Origin of the sequence: Rhodoblastus acidophilus, from assembly GCF_009720655.1 — a bacterium.
Classification (GTDB): Bacteria; Pseudomonadota; Alphaproteobacteria; order Rhizobiales; family Beijerinckiaceae; genus Rhodoblastus; species Rhodoblastus acidophilus_A.
Genome location: NZ_WNKS01000003.1, coordinates 209,057 through 225,526, shown reverse-complemented (window position 1 = coordinate 225,526; position 16,470 = coordinate 209,057). Strand labels below are relative to the sequence as shown.

Below are 16,470 nucleotides of genomic sequence, written 5' to 3'. Positions count from 1 at the left end.
CCTTTGGCGCGAGCCACCTTCTCCCGCAAGGGGAGAAGGCCGAGCCCATTCTGCGATGCTGCGGCGCTTCATGTCTTCCGCAACGACGAGCGTGCACTTTTGGATGAGGGGTTTTTCGCATGAGCTTCCCCGACTGCTACGCCCATTGCGAAGCCGTCTTGCGCGAGGGCGACAAGGACCGTTGGCTCGCCTGCATGTTCGCGCCCGCCGACAAGCGCCCGCATCTGCACGCGCTCTACGCCTTCAATCTGGAGGTGTCGCGCATCGCCGCGCAGGTGACGCAGCCGCTGCTCGGCGAAATGCGCCTGCAGTTCTGGACCGATCTCCTCGGCGGGGGCTCGGCGGGCGACGTCCGCAATCCCGTCGCCGACGCCCTTCTCGCCACACTCGACGCCTGCCGCCTGCACCGCGAGCCGCTGCTGGAGTTGCTGGAGGCGCGGCTGTTCGATCTTTACAATGAGCCGCATCCTGACCTCGACGCCTTCGATCACTATTGCGATCTCACATGCGGCGCCCTGTTCCGCCTCGCCGGCCAGATTGTCGATCCATCCGCCACGGGACTCGCCGCCGCGCCCGCAGGCCGCGCCTACGCCCTCACCGGCCTGTTGCGCGCGCTGCCTTGGCTGGCGGCGGAGCATAAATCGCTCGTTCCCGCCGACATCGCGGCGCGCCATGGGGTCAGGGCCATGCAGAACGCGCCGGCCTTGCGCGCCGCGCTGGAGGCGTTGCGCGCCCACGCCCGCGAAAATCTGGCGCAGACCCGCGCGGCGCTGGAGCGGACGCCGGCTCAGGAGCGCCCGGCCTATCGGCCGCTGGCGCTGCCGAAACTCTACCTCGCCCAGATGGACGAAGCCGGCGATCCCCTGCACCCGCTGCCGGAAATCCCGCAATGGCGCCGGCAATGGGCGCTGCTGCGCGCAAAAGTTTAGAGTTGAATTTAGAAATCGAAGAATTTTTCGCGCAGCGCGTTCTCGTAGTCCTGCTTGGCTTCCTTGGCCCTTTCGCGCGCGTCCTCCTCGTCGAAATGCGCCTGCTCCCAGCGGTCGACTTCGGCGAGGGTGTGATTGACGCAGACCAGCGCCTCTTCCGTCCGAATGGCGGAGATCCACTGCTCCAGCGCCGCCTTGTAGGCGGTCTGCAGCGTGTCGAGTTCGGGATAGTCCTGGACGTCGCTCATGGTCATCCTCCTGACTTCATCACGCTTAGGCGACGCGGCGAAATGAATGATACGATTTCCGAACGATCAGTTCGGAAATCGTATTCCACTCGCGCGGAAATTCGCCCTTCGCCTGGAAGATTTCCGCGCGATTTCGTTTTCGCGGATCGCGAAGCGATCTTGCGGAAACCGTATGAATCGTCCGCAACACAAGGGACGAACCCCTCATCCGTCGCGCTTGCGCTCGACACCTTCTCCCGCCGCAGGGCGTTCGTCAGAACGCCCGTCTGAAGACGGGCGATGGGGAGAAGGGAGGCGCCGCGCCAGAGTATCGTGGCGCTTATCCGGCGCCGGATTTGCTGCAGGTATTTCGGTTGGTTTCTTTAGGCCAGGCGCATGAAGGCGTGATGACTGCGTTTAAGCCGCAGTCGTCAGCCACGCCTTCAGATCGGCCTCGGCGCGGGCGGACAGGGCGCGTTTTCTCGCGAGCGCTTTTTCCGGGCCGCGAAGTTTCTTGCCGTCGGGCGCTTTCGGCGTCTCGGCGAGCGGGGGGAACAGGCCGAAATTGACGTTCATCGGCTGAAAGCTTTGCGGGCCGTTGTCGATCGTGTCGATATGGCCGCCGGTGATGTGGTTGAGCAGCGCCCCGATCGCCGTGGTCGGCGGCGGCGGCTGCAGGATCAAGCCCAGGCGCTCGGCGGCGGCCATGCGTCCCGCGATCAGCCCCACCGCCGCGCTCTCGACATAGCCTTCGCACCCTGTGATCTGGCCCGCGAACCGCAGGCGCGGATCGGCCTTCAGCCGCAGGCGCGCGTCGAGCACGCGCGGGGAGTTCAAAAACGTGTTGCGGTGCAGACCGCCCAGACGCGCAAACTCGGCGTTTTCCAGCCCGGGAATGGTGCGGAAAATCTTTTGTTGCGCGCCATAGGTGAGCTTGGTTTGAAAACCCACCATGTTGTAGAGCGTGCCCAGCGCGTTGTCCTGGCGCAACTGGATGATCGCGCAAGGCTTTTGCGTGGGATTGTGCGGATTGGTGAGTCCGACGGGTTTGAGGGGACCGTGGCGAAGGGTCTCGCGGCCGCGCTCCGCCATCACCTCGATGGGCAGGCAGGCATCGAAATAGGGCGTTTTTTCCCACTCCTTGAACGCGACCTTTTCGCCTTCCAGCAGGGCGTCGATGAACGCCTCGTATTGCTCGCGGTCGAGCGGGCAATTGATGTAGTCGGCGCCCGTGCCGCCCGGTCCCGTCTTGTCATAGCGCGACTGGAACCACGCCTTGTCCATGTCGATCGAATCTTTATGGACGATGGGGGCGATGGCGTCGAAAAAGGCCAGCTCCTGCTCGCCGGTTTTTTGTTTGATGGCTTCGGCGAGGGTGGGCGAGGTCAGCGGCCCCGTGGCGATGATGACATTGTCCCACTTTTCCGAGGGCAGCTCGTCAATTTCCTCGCGGCGCACCCAGATGGTGCGGTCGCTTTCCAGCGCATGGGTGACGGCGGCGGCGAACCCGTCGCGGTCGACGGCCAGGGCGCCGCCGGCGGGCACCTGATGGGCGTCGGCGCAGCCCATGATCAGCGAGTTCATCGCCCGCATTTCCCGGTGCAGCACGCCGACCGCATTGGTGGAGGCCTCGTCGGAGCGGAACGAGTTGGAGCAGACCAGTTCGGCGAGCGAATCCGTCTTGTGGGCGTCGGTCGGGCGGGTCGGGCGCATTTCATGCAGGATCACCGGCACGCCGGCGCGGGCGATCTGCCACGCGGCTTCGGCCCCGGCGAGACCGCCGCCAATGACGTGGATGGGATCGATGTCGAATGCGGGATTGGCCATGGGTGCTCCGTCGGGAGCGCGCTTTTAGCGCGGACGGGCGGGGGAGGGAAGCGGGGCGGGCCATGGACTTGGCGCCTTTTTGGCACGGTTGACCCTGGCGGTGAGGCTGCGAATTTGCGAAATTTCAATCTTGGGTTGAAAACGATTCGCGAAATGTGATCACAAATCGCGCGTTTTCATGCATTTTGTGCAAAAAACCGCGCAAAAACCGTTTATTTTCGTATGTGCAACTCCGAGGTTGTTGCGCGGGCGACGCTCGGGCCTGCCTCGGGCGGAGTAAATAAAAGTGTAGAATTTCAGCGGCTTGCGAGAAAAGGTTTCACGTGGAACATAACGGGAACAAATTTCGCGCGTTTGTCAAGCGCGGGAAAATCGTTTTCACTTTTTACAAATTGGCGGTTTTGGCTTGCTGTTGGCCGCAAGGACGCGGGGCTCGCCGCTCGCAAGAGCCATGGATTGCTTCGCTTCGCTCGCAATGACGGCGTGGGCGGTTTGGAAACGCCCAGCGCTTCGGTCTTGCGGGTCGGCGTGGATGCCGCGAAAGGCCCCGGCATGAACGGCATGAACGGCATGACGGCGGGGCGAGGACAGGAGAATTGCGCCTGACGTCGCAATTCGATCCTGTCCGCTGTTTTTCAGCAGCACCTGAATCCGGCGTTGTTGCCCACCCCAAACCGACGATCCTCGCGGTTGCGGAAAAATTCCGTGCGCGTCATCGGAGGCTGGCCCGGATGTGTCCGGGCCACATGGGCGACATAGGCCTCGTAGTCGGGCTGGCCGCACATCAGCGCGGCCGTCTGACTTAAAGTCCGGCCAAAATTCTTAAGCCCCTGAGGGCAGCACACCGGCATCGCCGATCTCCCTGGTGGACACATTGGGATTGCGCCGCGCTTTCAGGATCGTCGCCAGGCCGAACCCGACCATGGTCACGACCACCGCCATGAAGATGGCGGTCAGGCCGGCGTCGACATAGGCGTTTTGCACCACGCGCGCCATGTCCTCGGCGGTCTTGGCGGGGGCGAGCATCTTGCCCTCGGCGGCGGCCGCCGCGTATTTGTTGGCCTGAGCCAGGAAGCCGATCGCCGGGTTGGCGTCGAACAGCTTTTGCCAGCCGGCGGTCAGCGTGCACACCAGCAGCCACACCATCGGCACGATGGTCACCCAGGCGTAGCGGTCGCGCTTCATCTTGAACAAGGCCGCCGTGCACAGGATCAGCGCGATCGCCGCCAGCATCTGGTTGGCGATGCCGAACAGCGGCCACAAGGTGTTGATGCCGCCCAGCGGATCGACCACGCCCTGATAGAGGAAATAGCCCCACATCGACACCGCCAGCGCGGTGGCGACCAGATTGGCCGCCCAGTTGCGGGTGCGCCCCATGACCGGGACGAAATGGCCGGTGAGGTCCTGGATCATGAAGCGGGCGACGCGGGTGCCGGCGTCGACCGTGGTCAGGATGAACAGCGCCTCGAACAGGATGGCGAAATGGTACCAGAACGCCTTCATGGTAGGGCCGCCCAGGAAGCCGGACAAAATTTCGGCCATGCCGACGGCGAGCGTCGGCGCGCCGCCGGCGCGCGACAGGATGGTCTTTTCGCCGACGTCGGCCGCGGCTTGCGTCAGCATGTCAGGCGTGACCGCAAAGCCCCAGCCGGAGATGACCGAAGCCGCCTTCACGGCGTCGGTTCCGATCACGCCCGCCGGCGCGTTCATGGCGAAATAGACGCCCGGCTCCAGCGCCGAAGCGGCGATCAGCGCCATGATGCCCACAAAACTTTCCATGAGCATGGCGCCATAGCCGATGAAGCGCAGCTCCGATTCGGAGCTGACCATTTTCGGCGTGGTGCCGGAGGAAATGAGCGCGTGAAAACCGGAGACGGCGCCGCAGGCGATGGTGATGAACAGGAAGGGGAACAGCGCCCCCTTGAACACCGGGCCCGTGCCGTCGATGAACTGGGTCACCGCCGGCATTTTCATCGCCGGCATGACGACGGCGATGCCGATCGCCAAGCCAAAAATCGTGCCGATCTTGAGGAAGGTCGACAGATAGTCGCGCGGCGCCAGCAGCAGCCAGACCGGAAGCACGGACGCCACAAAGCCATAGCCGATCAGCATCAGCGCCAGGTGCTCGCCCTTGAAGGTGAACAGCGGCGCGAGCGTCGGGCTCTCGGACACGGTCTGGCCGAAGACGATGCCGGCCATCAGCAGAACGAAGCCGAGGATCGACATTTCCATGATGCGGCCGGGGCGGATGAAGCGGTTGTAAACGCCCATGAGAATGGCGGTGGGCAGGGTGGAGAACACCGTGAACGTGCCCCAGGGGCTGCCCTGAAGCGCCTTGACCACCACCAGCGCCAGCACGGCGAGCAGGATCACCATGATGGCGAGCACGCCGAACTGGGCGATCAGGCCGGCCGTGACCCCCATTTCCGTCTTGATCATGTCGCCGAGCGAGCGCCCGTCGCGGCGGGTGGAGAGGAAGAGGACGGTGAAGTCCTGGACCGCGCCGGCGAAGACGACGCCGACCAGAAGCCAGAGCGTGCCGGGCAGATAGCCCATCTGCGCCGCGAGCACCGGACCGACCAGCGGGCCGGCGCCGGCGATGGCGGCGAAATGGTGGCCAAACAGCACGTATTTGTCGGTCGGGACGTAATCGAGCCCGTCATTGCGGCGCACGGCGGGGGTTCTTCGCGAATCGTCGAGGCGCAGGGCGCGGCGCGCGATCACCAGGCTGTAGAAACGGTAGGCGATCAGATAGACGCAGATGGCGGCGGTCACCACCCAAAGCGCGTTGATGGTTTCGCCGCGGTGCAGGGCGATCCATCCCAGCGCGAAGGCGCCGAGCGCCGCGACGGCGATCCAGGCAAGATACGACACAACCCCCGTCTTGCGGGGCTCCGCTAGGCTCGTCATTCCGTTTCCTCCGCCGCTCGAGGGCGGCTTTTTTATGGCGGTCCAGACCTGTAGGGATGACTCGTCCCCAAGGGTCCGTCAAGAAGGGTCCGTCAAGGTTCTCCCGGTACAACGCCTGAGCGCGCCCGCGCGTTTCTGCGCTTATGTTCGAATTGGCGGACCGTTGCAGCAGGTCTATAGTCCGGCCGGAATCGTTTGGGAGGACGCGATGAAGCTCGTCATGTTCGATATCGACGGCACGCTGTTGGACAGCCAGAATTTCATCGTCGAAGCGCAGCGGCGCGCGTTCGCCGCCCACAATCAGCCTGCGCCGAGCCGCGAACGCGCGCTGTCCGTGGTCGGCCTGTCGCTGCGCGAGGCCTTTGTCGAGCTGACCGACGGCCAGGGGCCGGTGGAGACGCTCGCCGCCTCCTACAAGGCCGCCTACAGCGAATTGCGCGCCCACGCCACGCCCGACGAGGACAGGATCTATCCGGGAATCGACGCGTTGCTGCGGCGTCTCGCGGCGCGGCCCGATTGCAAGCTCGGCATCGCCACGGGCAAGAGCCGGGTGGGCGTGACCAAACTGTTCGCGCGGCAGAACTGGGGCGAGCTGTTCGCCACGGTGCAGACGGCGGATGACGCCATTTCAAAACCCGCGACCGAAATGTTCGAGCGCGGCCTGCGCGAGACCGGCATTGACGTGAAAGACGCCTGCATGGTCGGCGACACCACGTTCGATATCACCATGGGCCACCGCGCCGGCGCCTATTGCATCGGCGTGTGCTGGGGCTATCACTGCCACGACAAGCTGAAAGTCGCGGGCGCAAATGTGCTCGTCCACAGCGTGGACGAACTGGAGACGAGGCTGGATGAGTTCTTCCGACAATCCGTCAATCCGTGACGACCTTTCCGCGCTGTTCGTCGCCGACGAGGAGCGCGATCCCGTCAAGGCGGCGCAGCGCGAGATGAAGCGTCCGCTGCCGAAGCGGTTTTATGCGGATGTGGCGGTCGTTCCGGTCGAGGACGCGTTCGGCTTGGCGCTGGACGGCAAGCCCGTTCGCACGCCCGCGCGACAAAAACTGGCCCTGCCGACCGTGGCGCTCGCCGAAGCGGTCGCCTCGGAATGGCGGGGGCAGGGGGAACACATCAATCCCGCGACCATGCCGCTGACGCGCATGGCGAACACCGCGCTCGACGGCGTCGCCGCGCAGATGGAGCAAGTGGCGGGGGAGATCGCCAAATTCGCCGGCTCGGACCTGGTTTGCTATCGCGCCGGCGAGCCTGACGCCCTGGTCGCCGCGCAGAACGCCGCGTGGACGCCCGTGCTCGATTTCGCCCGCGATTTTCTCGGGGCGCGCTTCAATCTGGCGGAGGGCGTGATGTTCGTGGCGCAGCCGGAGGAATCGGTTGCGGCGGTGGCGCGGGCGATCGAGACGGAGGCGACCAGGCCTGACGGCGCGTTTCGGCTCACCGCGCTGTACGAGATGACGGCGCTGACCGGCTCGGTGCTGATCGCGCTGGCCCTGGCGCAAGGCGCGAAGAAATTCGAGCAGGGCTGGGCGGCTGCGCATGTGGACGAGGACCACCAGATTCGCGTCTGGGGCGCCGACGCGGAGGCGCAGGCGCGACGCGAAGTCCGACTGCGCGACATGCGCGCGGCCTACGAAATGTATGCGGCGCTGGGGTGACCGCTTTCCCGGCCGCGGGGACGCGAAACCCTTGTGGACAATGCGACGGCGGACGCGCGTCAACGGCGCAAACCTTATAAGATGCGCGGCTCGCGAATGAGGGGAACAACATGTCGGGTAGCGTCAACAAGGTCATTCTCATCGGCAATCTTGGCCGCGATCCCGAGGTGCGCCGCACCGCCAATGGCGATCCCGTGGTGACCTTTTCGCTCGCCACCACGGAGAGCTGGCGCGACAAGGCGACGGGTGAGCGCCGCGACCGCACCGAATGGCACAATGTCGTGATCTTCAATGAGAACCTGGGCAAGATCGCCGAGCAGTACTGCAAGAAGGGCGCGAAGATCTACATCGAGGGCCAGTTGCAGACCCGCGAATTCACCGACAAGGAAGGCGCCCAGCGCAAGACCACGGAAGTGGTGCTGCAGCGCTTCCGCGGCGAACTGACCCTGCTCGACAGCCGGGGACGCGGCGGCGAAGAGGGCTCATACGGCGGAGAAAGCTTTGGCCGCTCGTCGCCGATGCAGCGCGGCCCCTCCGGCGGGCAGGGCGGCGGTTTTGGCGGCGGCGCCTCGGGTGGCGGCCGGTCCTCGGACGCGCTCGACGACGACATTCCGTTCTGAACGTCCCGCGCCATCGCCCCGCTTGCCGCGACTGCAACGGTCGCCGCCGGGTCCGAGAGCAGCGGCAGGACGTTGCGGCGGGTCATGTCCATAAACCATTTGCCACGAACAGGATTGGTTTGCGCATGACAACGGAATACAGCAATGTCGGTAGCCGTACTTTGTCTGAACTTGATCGACAGGTGCATCACGCCGCATTTTTTTCGGCGTCGCGCAATAAAACGGAGGTTTGAGTGATCAATCGTCGTCATATCTTTAAGACCGCCGCCGCCGCGGCGGCGGCTCTCTGCATCGCGGCCGCTCCGGCGTTTGCGGATTCCGGCAAGGTCCGCCTGAGATTCGCCAGCGGCGGCTTCATCATCGGCGTCGGCGGCGGCTCGGGCACCTTGACCTTCCGTGGCCGGACCTATCCGCTGAGCATTGGCGGTCTCAGCATCGGCGTGATCGGCGCCGCCGGCGGCACCCTGGTCGGCCGCGCGCTTAACCTGCGCCAGCCGACCGACATTGTCGGCACCTATACTGCCATTGGCGCCGGCGTCGCCGTGGCGGCCGGCGCGCGCGTGGTGCGCATGCAGAACCAGAACGGCGTGATTCTTGAGTTGCACGGCAATCAGATCGGCTTCCAGGCCGCCGCCGGCCTGAGCGGCTTGAGCCTGTCGATGTGATTGGCTGAACCCGCGAGACTTTTGGGGCGGCGTCGCAAGAGGCCGCTCCGTTTCGTTGGATAAGCGCTTAGAACTTCCCTCGCCCGAGACGGCGCCGTACAAGGCGCGACGAAAGGGCGAGACATGATCCGACTCGATAATATCAGCAAGCAGAACGGCACCCACCTCATCTTCATCGAGGCCTCCGCCGCCCTTTTGCGCGGGGAAAAGGTCGGACTGGTCGGCCCTAACGGCGCGGGCAAAACAACCCTGTTCCGTCTTATCGCAGGCCGGGAAAACCCGGACGAGGGGCAAGTCTCGACCGATCGCGGCGTCACCATCGGCTATTTCAACCAAGATGTCGGCGAAATGTCCGGCCACAGCGCCGTCGTCGAGACGATGAACGGCGCCGGACCCGTGAGCGAGGTCGCCGAAGAGCTGAAGGCCCTTGAGGCCGAAATGGCCGACCCCGACGCCATGGATCGCATGGACGAGATCGTCCACCGCTATGGCGAGGTCCAGGCGCGATTCGAGGAACTCGACGGCTATGCGCTGGAGGGCCGCGCGAGAGAGGTCTTGGCCGGCCTGAATTTTTCGGAAGAAATGATGGACGGCGATGTCGGCAAATTGTCCGGCGGCTGGAAGATGCGCGTGGCGCTCGCCCGCATCCTGCTCATGCGCCCCGACGCCATGCTCCTGGACGAACCGAGCAACCATCTCGACCTGGAAAGCCTGATCTGGCTGGAGGATTTTTTGAAGGGCTACGAGGGCGCGCTGCTGATGACCTCGCACGACCGCGCCTTCATGAACCGGATCGTCAACAAGATCGTCGAGATCGACGGGGGATCGCTGAACTCCTATTCCGGCGATTACGAGTTTTACGAGCAGCAGCGCGCGCTTAACGAAAAGCAGCAGCAGGCGCAGTTTGAGCGCCAGCAGGCCATGCTCGCCAAGGAAATCAAGTTCATCGAGCGGTTCAAGGCGCGCGCCTCCCATGCCGCGCAGGTGCAGAGCCGCGTGAAAAAACTCGACAAGATCGAGAAGATCGAGCCGCCGCGCCGCCGTCAGACCGTGCTGTTCGACTTCCCGCCGGCGCCGCGCTCCGGCGAGGACGTGGCGACGCTGAAAGGCGTGGAAAAAGCCTATGGCTCCAAGCGCATCTATGAGGGCCTCGACTTCCAGGTGCGCCGGCGCGAGCGCTGGGCGGTGATGGGGGTGAACGGCGCGGGCAAATCGACCCTGCTGAAACTGGTGGCGGGCGCGGCCGAGCCGGATGCGGGCGCTGTGACCATCGGCTCCGCCACAAAAATGGGCTATTTCGCCCAGCACGCCATGGAGTTGCTCGACGGCGAGGCGACGATTTTCGAGGACCTCGAGGCGACGTTTCCGCAGGCGGGCAGGGGGGCGCTGATGACGCTCGCCGGCTGCTTCGGCTTTTCCGGCGACGATGTCGAGAAGAAATGCCGCGTGCTGTCGGGAGGCGAAAAGGCGCGGCTGGTGATGGCGAAAATGCTGTTCGACCCGCCGAATTTTCTGGTGCTCGACGAGCCGACCAACCATTTGGATATCGCCACCAAGGAAATGCTGATCAAGGCCCTGTCAGCGTTTGAGGGCGCGATGCTGTTCGTCTCGCACGACCGACATTTTTTGGCGGCGCTATCGAACCGGGTGTTCGAGCTGACCCCGGAGGGGGTGCATCAATATCCCGGCGGCTACAGCGAATATGTGGCGTCCACCGGACAGGAGGCGCCGGGGCTGCGCCACTGAACCCGAGGAGCAACCATGAAGGTCATTCCCGATAAGATCGACGACGCGGTCCTCGCGCTGCTTTGGTTGACGCTGCACGACGAGCGCCGCGCCTGGAAGGGTTTTGATTGGAATGCGCTCGACCGCCTGCACAAGAAGGGATTGATCGACGATCCCCAGAACAAGGCCAAGGCGGTGGTCCTCACCGACGAAGGCCTGCATCGCGCCGAGGCGCTGTTCAAGGAGTTGTTCACGCAGCCCTCTTGACGCCGGGAGGCCATTGAGGTTGCGGATTGACCCTCTTCGCGGCGCCGTCGCATAGTGCCGTCAGGCGCTTCGGCGCGTTGTCCGATTCCGGCTCCCTGGCCGGCCAGCCAAGAGGTTACCATGTCCGCGACCGTCTCGATCGGCGCCTTGCCCCTGTCCGAGGTTTTGACCGCGCCGGAAAAGGGCGCCCTGACCGTGATCGCCTTCGCCGGCAAGGATCTGGCGCTCGGCGCCGAGACGACGAAAATCCTCGGTGATGCCGTCGGTTTGATCGGCTCATCGGCCGAATTCGCGGGGTTCAAAGGCAAGATCGGCTCGGCGCTTGAGTTTCTGGCGCCCGCCGGCCTCGCCGCGCAGAAACTGATCGTGCTGGGAACCACGCCGGACAAGGACGGCGAAAAGCTCGACTACCTGCGCCTGGGCGGCGTCGCCGCCGCGAAACTGGGAAAATCCAAGCTCGCCCGCGTCCTTTTCGATTTTGCCGCCGCGCCGGAGGATTTTGTCGCGGCAGCCGGGGATTTCGCCCTGGGCCTGCGGTTGCGCGCTTACAAATTCGATCAGTTCAAGACGAAAAAGGCCAAGAAGGACGAGGCGGAAAAGGACAACGACGATCCCGTCGAGATTTCCCTCGCCGGAACCGACGCGGGCGTGATTGGCCAAGCGATCGCCGACACGTCGGGCCTCGCCGACTCCGTTGATCTGGCGCGCCGACTCGTCAACCTGCCGCCGAACCTGCTCTATCCCGAGAGCTTTGCCGCGGAAGCCAAGGAGCTGGAAAAACTCGGCGTCGAGGTCGAAATCCTTGACGTGCCGGCCATGGAAAAGCTCGGCATGCGGGCGCTGCTCGGCGTCGGCCAGGGCTCGGCGCGTCCGAGCCGCGTGGTGATCATGCGCTGGAACGGCGGCAAGGAAGGCGAAGCCCCGCTCGCCTTCATCGGCAAGGGGGTCTGTTTCGATTCCGGCGGCGTGTCGATCAAGCCGGGCGCCGGCATGGAGGACATGAAGGGCGATATGGGCGGCGCCGCCGCCGTCACCGGCCTTTTGCGCGCGCTGGCGATCCGAAAAGCGAAGGCGAATGTGGTCGGCGCCATCGGTCTCGTCGAAAACATGCCCGACGGCGGAGCGCAGCGCCCGTCCGACATCGTCACCGCCATGTCGGGAGCGACAATCGAAATCATCAACACCGACGCCGAGGGACGCCTGGTGCTCGCCGACGTGCTCTGGTACGTGCAAGACGCCTACAAGCCGGCGTTCATGATCGATCTGGCGACGCTGACCGGGGCCATTCTGGTGTCGCTCGGTCAGGAATACGCCGGGCTGTTCTCCAACAATGACGACCTCTCGGAGAATCTGAAAAAGGCCGGCGAGGCCAGCGGCGAAAAGGTCTGGCGCATGCCCATGGGCGCGCCCTATGAAAAGATGATCGAGTCCAAGTTCGCCGACATCAAGAACACCGGCGGGCGCTTCGCCGGCTCGATCACCGCCGCGCATTTCCTCCAGCATTTCGTCAACGACGTTCCCTGGGCGCATCTCGACATCGCCGGCACGGCGATGGGTTCGCCGGCGAGCGATCTCAACCAGAGCTGGGGTTCGGGCTGGGGCGTGCGCCTGCTCGACCGACTCGTCCGCGACTTTTATGAGGAATAGCAGGTGATGAAATCGCCTCCTCTCCCGGCATGCGGGGAGAGGGCAGGGGTGAGGGGCCGGGGCATAAGCCTCGGCGTCGTCAGGAAGGGCCGCCTCCCCCGATGACGGAAGTCTGGTTCTATCAGCTTCAGCGCCGCAGGCTGGAGCAGGTCTTGCCAAGTCTGGTCGAACGCGTGTTGCAGCGCGGCTGGCGCGCCGTGATCCATGCGGCGACGCCGGAGCGGCTCGCGACGCTCGATGACTTGCTGTGGACCTACGCCGAGGACTCGTTTCTGCCGCATGGCGGGGGCAAGGACGGCGATCCAGACATGCAGCCGGTCTGGCTGACGCTGGGCGACGATAACGCCAATGGCGCCCAGACCCGGTTCCTGCTCGAAGGGGTCGAGGCTACACATTTCGTCGATCATAGTTACCAGCGACTCATTGTCCTGTTCGACGGCCGCGACGAGGATTTTCTCACGGCGGCGCGCGTGCAGTGGAAAAAACTGCGCCAAATCAACGCGACGCTCGCCTATTGGGCTGAGACGGACGAGGGAGGTTGGCAAAAGCAGGCGTGACCGCGCGATTTCAGTCGCCAGGATCATGCCGTATTTCCGCCCCATTCCTTGACCACCCTTCACCATCACGAAACCGTGATCTTTGGCGCGCGGCGCAAGCCTGAGGGTCGGTAACCATTTGGCAACTTTCGGGACGCATGGTCGGGCCTGAAAGATTTGAATAAAATCCCGCGCTATGGGCGGCGCGGCGCAACGAGGATGTCAGATCTCTGATGAAACGTCTCGTCACTCTCGGCCTGTTGATCGCCGCTCTTGGCCTCGGCGGCTGCGCCCAGCGGCAGCAAACCTCCATGCGCTCCCACGGCAAGGAATATTTCCCCGAGTCGAAATATGGCCGCGCCAGCCCGCGCGTCGTCGCCGAAGGCGAGGAAGTGCCGAAGGGCGGCGGCCAGTATCTGGTGGGAAAACCCTATTCGGTCGCGGGACATACCTATGTGCCGAGCGAGCGCAAGTTTGCCGGAACCGGCCTCGCGTCCTGGTATGGCGACGCCTTCCACGGCCGGCGCACCGCGAACGGCGAAGTCTATGACAAGGACTCCGTCAGCGGCGCGCATCCGACCATGCCGCTGCCGAGTTATGCGCGCGTCACCAACCTGCGCAATCATCATTCGATCATCGTGCGCGTCAACGATCGCGGCCCCTATCACGACGGCCGCATCATGGACCTGTCCTCCCGCGCCGCCGAGGCGCTGGGCTATCGCCACATCGGCACCGCCAGGGTCAAGGTCGAATATGTCGGAAACGCCTCGCTCGGCGGCTCCGACGACAACAAGTTGCTGGCGACGCTGCGCGTCGACGGCAGGCCGGCGCAACTCGACGATTTCTCGTTGTCGCCGACCATGGTGGCGGAGCGCCGCGAACTTCCCGAGGAGCGGCCGGCGCCCACCCAGGCCGTGCGCGACATCGAGCGCGTCGCCATGATCCAGCCGGAGAGCGCGCCGCAAGCCCCGCCCCGCACGGATTACGTGGCGGTGAACCAGCCGCCGCCGCCGAAACGCCCGGCGCCCGCGCCGCCGCTGAAGCCGGAGGAGCTCGCGCCGGCGACCGGGCCCGTCGCGCAACTTCCGGAACATCCCCCCGCGCCACCACAACGGCCGTTCGATCTCGGCACGATCCCCGGCGCGGACACGCCGATCCGGGTTTCCCGACGCTGAGGATTTTCCGCGCCTTGGCATCCCCCCGGTAATCGCATAGAAACTGGCTCGGCCTCCGCGCGTCCTATTGCCGAGGGTCCAAGCATTGCCGGAATCGAGGGTCGTGTGAGACGTTTCGCCGTCCTGTTCATTATCCTGGGCGCCGCTTCGGGCGCATGGGCTCAAACAGTTACGACCACGGCGCCCCGCGCGCTGGTGATGGACGTGGGTACGGGCGCCGTGCTGTTCGACAAGGCGGCGGACGAGCCGACCGCGCCGGCCTCCGTGGTCAAGCTGATGACGGCGGAGCTGGTTTTTCGCGATCTCAAGAGCGGCAAGATCACGCTCGACACCCAATTCCCCATCTCCGAACACGCCTGGAAAACGGCGCGGGGCGGCGCCTCCATGTTCGCGCGGCTCGGCGCGAACATCCGCGTCGAGGATTTGTTGCGCGGCATGATCGTGCAGTCGGGCGCCGATGCGGCGGTGGCGCTTGCGGAAGGCCTCGGCGGCTCCGAGGAAAGCTTTGCGGGCATGATGAACAAGCGGGCGGCCGAACTGGGCATGAGCCGCTCGCATTTCGTCGATTCCTGGGGCGCGGCCAACCCCGCCCAAACGGTCAGCGCGCGCGACCTCGCCCGGCTGGCCGAGCACGTCATCAAGACCTATCCGGAATATTATCATTTCTTCGGCGAGAAGGAGTTCACCTGGAGCAAGATTCGCCAGGTCAATCGCAATCCCATCCTGTTCAATGAGGTGAATGGCGACGGGCTGAAGGTCGGCAATCTGCCCGACGGCGGTTTCAATCTCGTAGGCTCCGCGGTCAATGGCGACCGGCGGTTGATCGTTGTCGTGCTCGACGCCAAGACCGCCAAGGACCGCGCCGAGGAAGCGCGGAAACTGTTCAATTGGGGGTTTCGCGGCTTTGAGGTGAAGGAGCTGCTCGCTTCGGATGAACAGGTGGGCGTCGCCAAGGTCTATGGCGGAGCCAAGTCGGAAGCGCCGCTGCTCACCACGGCGCCGGTGCGGCTGATGGCGTCGCGCGGTTCGACCGACAAGATCACCGGCCGGATCGTCTATACGGGCCCGCTGCTTGCGCCGGTGGCGGCGGGAACCGTGGTGGCCCGCCTGAAGATTTTCAGCGGCTCCACCCTGGCGATGGACGTTCCGCTGAAGACCGGCGAGGCGGTGGAGCTTGGCGACCTCAGCCAGCGCGCCAAGGACGCCGCGTTCGAACTCGGTTTGCAAATTTTCCACAAAACCCTTTCGTCCGGATTCAAGAGCGCCAAGAAGGCCGCAACGAACGCAACGCAATGATGGCCGAAAAACCCATTCATGAGGTCATCGCGGATGAGGATTTCGCCCGGCGCCGGGCGGAAGCGCGCGAAAAACTCGACGCGATCGATCCCGCCAGACAGGGGCATGGCGACGATCGGTTTCGTCGGGACTGGTTTCACGCGGTCTATGCGCTGGCTGAAGGCGACGCCGCCAAAGTGCCCTGGGGCAATCTCAGCCCCCATCCGCATCTCGCCGGCTGGCTGGCGAACACGCGACTGGACGGCATGCGCGCATTGGACATAGCCAGTGGTCTTGGCGACAACGCCGCCGCGCTGGCGGGGCAGGGGGCTGAGGTCACCGGCTTCGACCTTGTCGCCGCCGCTGTGGACTGGGCGAGACAGCGCTTTCCCCACATCGCCTTTCACACGGCCGACCTGTTCGCCGCGCCGCCCGAATGGGCCGAAAGATTTGATTTCGTCAACGAGATCTATACTTTGCAGGCGCTGCCGGCCGAACTCCTGCCGCAGGCGCGCGCGGCGCTCGCCGGTTTCCTCAAGCCGGGCGGACAGCTACTGGTCATCGCGCGCGCCCGCGACGAGGACCAGGCGATCGACGGCCCACCCTGGCCGCTGACCCGCGCCGATCTGCTGGCGTTCGAATCGTGCGGACTGCTGTTGGAGACGCTTGAGGACATTCCCCCGGGCGCAACTCCAAATCGTCACTGGCGGGCGCACTTTCGCAAGGCCTGAAGATTTTGCCGGCGAGCGGCTGGCGGCGCAATGCAATTCATTGCAAGACGCGCAGTGCAATTCATGGCATCGCCGATCTTTTCGTGGGGATTCGTCAGCGGGGATAGAGAATCATCTGCGTACAACCGACCAGGGCTAGAGTATTCAAGCGAAGTGGATGCCGGTTCGCGTGAAAAAGCTCTGGGGCGCGTCCGCGCCCGGCGCCACATCCGTGACGGTCAAACCGAGATGGTCCGGAAGGAACCCCTTGGCCATTTCGTTGAATG

Annotated in this window: 17 protein-coding genes; 13 read left to right on the top strand and 4 right to left on the bottom strand. The window is 64.6% G+C overall.

Annotated elements, in window-relative coordinates; genetic code table 11:
• Positions 1–119 precede the first annotated feature (119 nt).
• A complete protein-coding gene (locus tag GJ654_RS05435; RefSeq protein WP_155445087.1) occupies positions 120–929 on the top strand; it encodes a phytoene/squalene synthase family protein in 810 nt (269 codons plus the stop codon).
• Between the two features lie 8 nt (positions 930–937).
• On the opposite strand, the gene GJ654_RS05430 is transcribed toward GJ654_RS05435, so the two are convergent.
• On the bottom strand, positions 938–1,177 hold the full coding sequence (locus GJ654_RS05430) for a hypothetical protein (RefSeq protein WP_246664613.1): 240 nt from the start codon (positions 1,175–1,177) through the stop codon (positions 938–940).
• 396 nt (positions 1,178–1,573) lie between these two features.
• Positions 1,574–2,983 (bottom strand): methylenetetrahydrofolate--tRNA-(uracil(54)-C(5))-methyltransferase (FADH(2)-oxidizing) TrmFO, encoded by a 1,410-nt coding sequence (gene trmFO, locus GJ654_RS05425; protein ID WP_155445085.1) that lies wholly within the window; start codon positions 2,981–2,983, stop codon positions 1,574–1,576.
• A 456-nt stretch (positions 2,984–3,439) separates the two neighbouring features.
• Between trmFO and GJ654_RS05420 the strand changes: the two genes are divergently transcribed.
• Positions 3,440–3,589, top strand: a complete 150-nt coding sequence (locus tag GJ654_RS05420) for a hypothetical protein (RefSeq protein WP_155445084.1) — start codon at positions 3,440–3,442, stop codon at positions 3,587–3,589.
• 29 nt (positions 3,590–3,618) lie between these two features.
• Here the strand turns inward: GJ654_RS05420 and GJ654_RS05415 are convergent, their stop codons facing one another.
• Together GJ654_RS05415 and GJ654_RS05410 are read right to left on the bottom strand one after the other, a co-directional pair.
• On the bottom strand, positions 3,619–3,834 hold the full coding sequence (locus GJ654_RS05415) for a YbdD/YjiX family protein (protein ID WP_155445083.1): 216 nt from the start codon (positions 3,832–3,834) through the stop codon (positions 3,619–3,621).
• Positions 3,806–5,893, bottom strand: a complete 2,088-nt coding sequence (locus GJ654_RS05410) for a carbon starvation CstA family protein (protein WP_155445082.1) — start codon at positions 5,891–5,893, stop codon at positions 3,806–3,808. Before GJ654_RS05410 ends, GJ654_RS05415 begins: the two co-directional genes overlap by 29 nt.
• A 208-nt stretch (positions 5,894–6,101) precedes the next feature.
• Between GJ654_RS05410 and GJ654_RS05405 the strand changes: the two genes are divergently transcribed.
• The 11 genes from GJ654_RS05405 (at position 6,102) to GJ654_RS05355 (ending at position 16,204) form a co-directional block, all read left to right on the top strand.
• The gene (locus tag GJ654_RS05405; RefSeq protein WP_155445081.1) at positions 6,102–6,776 is read left to right on the top strand and encodes an HAD-IA family hydrolase; all 675 of its coding nucleotides are present in this window, start codon (positions 6,102–6,104) and stop codon (positions 6,774–6,776) included.
• Positions 6,745–7,563 (top strand): ATP12 family chaperone protein, encoded by an 819-nt coding sequence (locus tag GJ654_RS05400; protein ID WP_155445080.1) that lies wholly within the window; start codon positions 6,745–6,747, stop codon positions 7,561–7,563. Before GJ654_RS05405 ends, GJ654_RS05400 begins: the two co-directional genes overlap by 32 nt.
• Before the next feature lie 110 nt (positions 7,564–7,673).
• A complete protein-coding gene (gene ssb / locus GJ654_RS05395; protein WP_155445079.1) occupies positions 7,674–8,183 on the top strand; it encodes a single-stranded DNA-binding protein in 510 nt (169 codons plus the stop codon).
• A 233-nt stretch (positions 8,184–8,416) separates the two neighbouring features.
• Entirely contained in the window at positions 8,417–8,848 is a 432-nt protein-coding gene (locus tag GJ654_RS05390) for a hypothetical protein (RefSeq protein WP_196305441.1), read from the top strand.
• A gap of 123 nt (positions 8,849–8,971) precedes the next feature.
• A complete protein-coding gene (locus tag GJ654_RS05385; RefSeq protein ID WP_155445078.1) occupies positions 8,972–10,594 on the top strand; it encodes an ABC-F family ATP-binding cassette domain-containing protein in 1,623 nt (540 codons plus the stop codon).
• A 15-nt stretch (positions 10,595–10,609) separates the two neighbouring features.
• The gene (locus GJ654_RS05380) at positions 10,610–10,840 is read left to right on the top strand and encodes a DUF6429 family protein (protein WP_155445077.1); all 231 of its coding nucleotides are present in this window, start codon (positions 10,610–10,612) and stop codon (positions 10,838–10,840) included.
• A gap of 120 nt (positions 10,841–10,960) precedes the next feature.
• Positions 10,961–12,487, top strand: coding sequence for a leucyl aminopeptidase (locus GJ654_RS05375; protein WP_155445076.1), 1,527 nt, complete (start codon positions 10,961–10,963; stop codon positions 12,485–12,487).
• Positions 12,488–12,588: 101 nt separating this feature from the next.
• A complete protein-coding gene (locus tag GJ654_RS05370) occupies positions 12,589–13,044 on the top strand; it encodes a DNA polymerase III subunit chi (RefSeq protein WP_155445075.1) in 456 nt (151 codons plus the stop codon).
• Between the two features lie 212 nt (positions 13,045–13,256).
• Positions 13,257–14,198, top strand: a complete 942-nt coding sequence (locus tag GJ654_RS05365) for a septal ring lytic transglycosylase RlpA family protein (RefSeq protein ID WP_155445074.1) — start codon at positions 13,257–13,259, stop codon at positions 14,196–14,198.
• Between the two features lie 105 nt (positions 14,199–14,303).
• Positions 14,304–15,494: a D-alanyl-D-alanine carboxypeptidase family protein gene (locus tag GJ654_RS05360; RefSeq protein WP_264586120.1), complete on the top strand. Its 1,191-nt coding sequence runs from the start codon at positions 14,304–14,306 to the stop codon at positions 15,492–15,494.
• Positions 15,491–16,204 carry a class I SAM-dependent methyltransferase gene (locus GJ654_RS05355; protein ID WP_246664612.1) on the top strand — a complete coding sequence of 238 codons (714 nt, stop codon included), beginning with the start codon at positions 15,491–15,493 and terminating at the stop codon, positions 16,202–16,204. The genes GJ654_RS05360 and GJ654_RS05355 overlap by 4 nt, the downstream gene beginning before the upstream one ends.
• The last annotated feature ends 266 nt before the right edge of the window (positions 16,205–16,470 follow it).

Excerpts from the sequence above, each read along its gene's own strand:
- GJ654_RS05435 (WP_155445087.1), top strand. The coding sequence starts at position 120 with ATGAGCTTCCCCGACTGCTACGCCCATTGCGAAGCCGTCTTGCGCGAG.
- GJ654_RS05430 (WP_246664613.1), bottom strand. The coding sequence starts at position 1,177 with ATGAGCGACGTCCAGGACTATCCCGAACTCGACACGCTGCAGACCGCC.
- trmFO (WP_155445085.1), bottom strand. The coding sequence starts at position 2,983 with ATGGCCAATCCCGCATTCGACATCGATCCCATCCACGTCATTGGCGGC.
- GJ654_RS05415 (WP_155445083.1), bottom strand. The coding sequence starts at position 3,834 with ATGCCGGTGTGCTGCCCTCAGGGGCTTAAGAATTTTGGCCGGACTTTA.
- GJ654_RS05410 (WP_155445082.1), bottom strand. The coding sequence starts at position 5,893 with ATGACGAGCCTAGCGGAGCCCCGCAAGACGGGGGTTGTGTCGTATCTT.
- GJ654_RS05405 (WP_155445081.1), top strand. The coding sequence starts at position 6,102 with ATGAAGCTCGTCATGTTCGATATCGACGGCACGCTGTTGGACAGCCAG.
- GJ654_RS05400 (WP_155445080.1), top strand. The coding sequence starts at position 6,745 with ATGAGTTCTTCCGACAATCCGTCAATCCGTGACGACCTTTCCGCGCTG.
- ssb (WP_155445079.1), top strand. The coding sequence starts at position 7,674 with ATGTCGGGTAGCGTCAACAAGGTCATTCTCATCGGCAATCTTGGCCGC.
- GJ654_RS05385 (WP_155445078.1), top strand. The coding sequence starts at position 8,972 with ATGATCCGACTCGATAATATCAGCAAGCAGAACGGCACCCACCTCATC.
- GJ654_RS05380 (WP_155445077.1), top strand. The coding sequence starts at position 10,610 with ATGAAGGTCATTCCCGATAAGATCGACGACGCGGTCCTCGCGCTGCTT.
- GJ654_RS05375 (WP_155445076.1), top strand. The coding sequence starts at position 10,961 with ATGTCCGCGACCGTCTCGATCGGCGCCTTGCCCCTGTCCGAGGTTTTG.
- GJ654_RS05370 (WP_155445075.1), top strand. The coding sequence starts at position 12,589 with ATGACGGAAGTCTGGTTCTATCAGCTTCAGCGCCGCAGGCTGGAGCAG.
- GJ654_RS05365 (WP_155445074.1), top strand. The coding sequence starts at position 13,257 with ATGAAACGTCTCGTCACTCTCGGCCTGTTGATCGCCGCTCTTGGCCTC.
- GJ654_RS05355 (WP_246664612.1), top strand. The coding sequence starts at position 15,491 with ATGATGGCCGAAAAACCCATTCATGAGGTCATCGCGGATGAGGATTTC.